Source organism: Pseudomonas sp. P4_C3, assembly GCF_056402075.1.
Map to the genome: position 1 here is coordinate 1 of NZ_JBFUIC010000388.1, position 3,442 is coordinate 3,442.

3 protein-coding genes are annotated in these 3,442 nt (G+C 58.8%); 1 reads left to right on the forward strand and 2 read right to left on the reverse strand.

What is annotated here, in order from left to right; genetic code table 11:
* Window positions 1-628: 628 nt before the first annotated feature.
* The gene (locus AC1DVH_RS28060) at window positions 629-1,750 is read right to left on the reverse strand and encodes a LuxR C-terminal-related transcriptional regulator (RefSeq protein ID WP_477756531.1); all 1,122 of its coding nucleotides are present in this window, start codon (window positions 1,748-1,750) and stop codon (window positions 629-631) included.
* 280 nt (window positions 1,751-2,030) lie between these two features.
* Between AC1DVH_RS28060 and AC1DVH_RS28065 the strand changes: the two genes are divergently transcribed.
* Window positions 2,031-2,489 (forward strand): REP-associated tyrosine transposase, encoded by a 459-nt coding sequence (locus tag AC1DVH_RS28065; RefSeq protein ID WP_477756532.1) that lies wholly within the window; start codon window positions 2,031-2,033, stop codon window positions 2,487-2,489.
* A 114-nt stretch (window positions 2,490-2,603) separates the two neighbouring features.
* Here the strand turns inward: AC1DVH_RS28065 and AC1DVH_RS28070 are convergent.
* Window positions 2,604-3,442: hydantoinase/carbamoylase family amidase (locus AC1DVH_RS28070; RefSeq protein WP_477756533.1), on the reverse strand; the 839-nt coding region annotated here is incomplete at its 5' end.

The following is a 3,442-nucleotide window of genomic DNA, read 5'->3' on the forward strand; positions in this document are numbered from 1 at the left end:
CTCTCGATGCTGGCAAGTGAATGATCAGGGATGGTCATTCAACTATCGGGAATAATTGGCACGCAAGAAACTGTCAGAGTTGACAGTTTTTCTAGAACAATTGGCGATAAAGAAGTGCTTCAAAAGACCGATGGATTTCGGCAACTGCCAGCCGAACGGCACCGACAGCACTCGCGATGACCAAACCGATGGCACGCACGACCGGCGGCAGCATCCGCGAATCGTGCGGTTTTCACCCTCGATTTCCTCAACACGGACCGACTGAAGGCCGCTTTGGGGTTTACTGCGTCACGCAACGAGTCGTGGTGGTGACTCGGGTCACTTGCCCGTCTTCGGCCCGTACATCGCCCAGGACATCGGTTTTATCCATGGCCTGGCAGGTGCGTTCTGGAGGGGGTGGAGTGACCGGTGGAGGGGGTGGCGGACTGGCACAGCCGCCGAGAATCGCTACGCACAATGCCAGCGACAAAGATGAGATAACGCGTTTCCCAAGAGTTTTCATCGGTTGACCCGCGATAAGTGATAGACACATTTTTGTGACAACAGAACCGGTGCGCAAAATCCTCACACCTGGCACAAAAATAAAAATCTGCGAATCACTTATGGCCCGGCCGATGGCATTTGCACCTTATCGCTGCCCCTTTGGCCGCCACTCTTTCGAGAACAGTCCCCACTCCTGCGCCCAGACAATCGCTTCATTGCGGCTGTGCACATTGAGTTTCAAATACACCGCCGCCACGTGGTTGCGCACTGTATTGGGCGCGAGTTTCAGGCGCGCGGCGATTTCCTTGTCGGCCAGGCCTTCGCAGATCAGGCCGAGCACTTCGCGCTCACGGGCAGTCAGGTCGGTGAAGGACACGCTGGGCAACTTCGGTGAATTGACGTTCTTCACCTTGGCCAGTTTTTCGATCAGCGTGCGGCTGAACCATGAGGCGTCCTTCATCGTTTCCTCGATGGCCGACACCAGTTCCAGCTCGGTGCGCCTGCGCTCGGTGATGTCCACCAGCACCAGCAGATAGCACGGGTTGTCTTGAATGTTCACAGTGTCCGCCGACACGGTGCAATCGATCAGCCCGGCGTCTTTTCTGCGCACGCGCACATCGAAACGGTCCAGACTGCCGGTTTTCTCCAGCGCGGCGAACAGCCAGATGCGCGCGTTTTTGTCATCGATGAAATCGATCTGCGCAATGCTGATCCCAAGCACTTCCTCACGGGGATAACCGAGGGTATCGAGGAACGCTTCGTTGACGTCCAGCACCCGTTGATCAGCCGCGCCACACAGCAGAATCGGCACCGGGGACAGGCGAAACGCTGTGGCGAAACGTTGCTCGGCGCTGACCCGGTCGGTGAGATCGTCCATGATCAACACCAGCAATTGCGGCTCGCCATGGCTGTCGGTCAATACCAGGCTGCGCGCGCGGTGGACCCAGGTACGCTCTTCGTCCGCCGCCGAGGTCACCTCCACCAGCACATCGCTGAACGTCTCGCCGCGAGCCACGCGGTTGATCGGATAGCTGTCGACTGGCACGACGTGATTGTTGCGATGGCGCAAGGCGAAGCGTTTGGCATACGCCTCGGCATTGGCACCCAGATCGCTGACTTGCGAAACACCGTGCATGGCCAGCGCCGCCTCGTTAGCCCACAGGATGCTCTGGTCGGGGTCCAGCAGAATCACCCCGTCGGACAAACCGGCGATGATTTGCTGCAACTGGCGGTGATTGGTTTCAGTGGTCAGGACGTCCTGGCTCATGGGTTCTCCCCGCGTGCGGCGGCGCCGTCATGCGCCGGCCTGTGAAGATTACGACCGCGCGCGTTCATTATCGTGCAGATGTGCACGTGTAGGAGCTGCCGAAGGCTGCGATCTTTTGATTTTCGACGTCAGTTGAGTGGCTGAAGATCAAAAGATCGCAGCCTTCGGCAGCTCCTACAGKAATTATGTACTCCCGAAATATTCGGAAAATGCTTTCATCCATGGCTCTCGCGCTAACGGCTAACGTTCATTTGCCAATACATTTCAAGGAGGGCAAGGAATGCCTGTCGCTGCAAATGGATGTCGCCTGCGCAACGCTCGATTTTCGGAATCTGGTCGTATTTATCTGCTGACCGCTGTCGCCCATCGACGAGAGCCTGTGTTCGCAAATTGGCGGATTGGACGGCTTCTGGTCGATCAACTGCGTTGTGCCGATGAAGCATCGCTGGTGACCTCCATGGCCTGGGTTGTCATGCCGGATCATCTGCATTGGTTGATGGAATTGAAGCACGGCACGTTGGCCGAGCTGATGTGCCGAATCAAATCCAGAAGCAGCCGTTCGATCAATCTTATGCGCGGCGATCAAGGTCGTCTGTGGCAGCGAGGGTATTACGACCGGGCATTACGTCGTGATGAAGACATCAAGGATGCGGCTCGGTACATCGTCATGAATCCTTTGCGGGCGGGATTGGTGAAACGGGCGGGTGATTATCCCTTGTGGGATGCCATTTGGATTTGAAAGGTCAAGGTCAAAAGATCGCACCCTGCGCCAGCTCCTACGGGAAACGCGCACATCCGCAAAGGTTGTACTCGGTCAATGTAGGAGCTGGCGCAGCCTGCGATCTTTTGACTTTCAGGCTGCCGATTGACTGGCAATCGTCGCCGAAGCCGCCAGCATCGCCCGCAACAGCACCGCACACCCCGCCGCCAGGTCATCCGGCGCGGCGTTTTCGATTTCGTTGTGGCTGATGCCGCCTTCGCACGGCACGAAGATCATTCCGGCCGGGCCGAGTTCGGCGAGGAAGATCGCGTCGTGCCCTGCTCCGCTGACGATGTCCATGTGCGACAGGCCCAGGCTTTGGGCGGCGTCGCGTACCGCTTCGACACAGCCTTTGTCGAAGTACAGCGGCGGGAAGTCGGCCGTTGGCGTGAGTTCGAAGGTCAGGCCGTGTTCGTCGCAGGTGGTTTCGATGACTTCGCGCACTTCGGCGATCATCGAGTCCAGGCGCGCCGGTTCCAGATGGCGGAAGTCCAGGGTCATGCGCACTTCGCCGGGGATGACATTGCGCGAGCCGGGATAGGCCTGCAGGCAACCGACGGTGCCGCAGGCGTGGGGTTGATGGCTGAGGGCGGCGCGGTTGAGCGCTCCGACGATCACCGCGGCGCCGACCAGGGCGTCCTTGCGCAGGTGCATCGGGGTCGGGCCGGCATGGGCTTCGACGCCGCGCAGTTTCAGGTCAAACCATTTCTGCCCGAGGGCGCCCATGACTACGCCTATGGTCTTGCGTTCGTCTTCAAGGATCGGGCCTTGCTCGATGTGGGCTTCAAAGTAGGCACCGACTTTGTGGCCACTGACTTTGCGCGGGCCGGCGTAGCCAATGGCATTCAGTGCTTCGCCCACCGTCACGCCATCGGCATCGACCTTGGCCAGGGTTTCCTCGAGGGTGAATTTTTCCGCGAACACGCCGGAAC

Bases quoted from the DNA above. Each gene is read 5' to 3' on its own strand.
- AC1DVH_RS28060 (WP_477756531.1), bottom strand. From the start codon at position 1,750: ATGAGCCAGGACGTCCTGACCACTGAAACCAATCACCGCCAGTTGCAG.
- AC1DVH_RS28065 (WP_477756532.1), top strand. From the start codon at position 2,031: ATGCCTGTCGCTGCAAATGGATGTCGCCTGCGCAACGCTCGATTTTCG.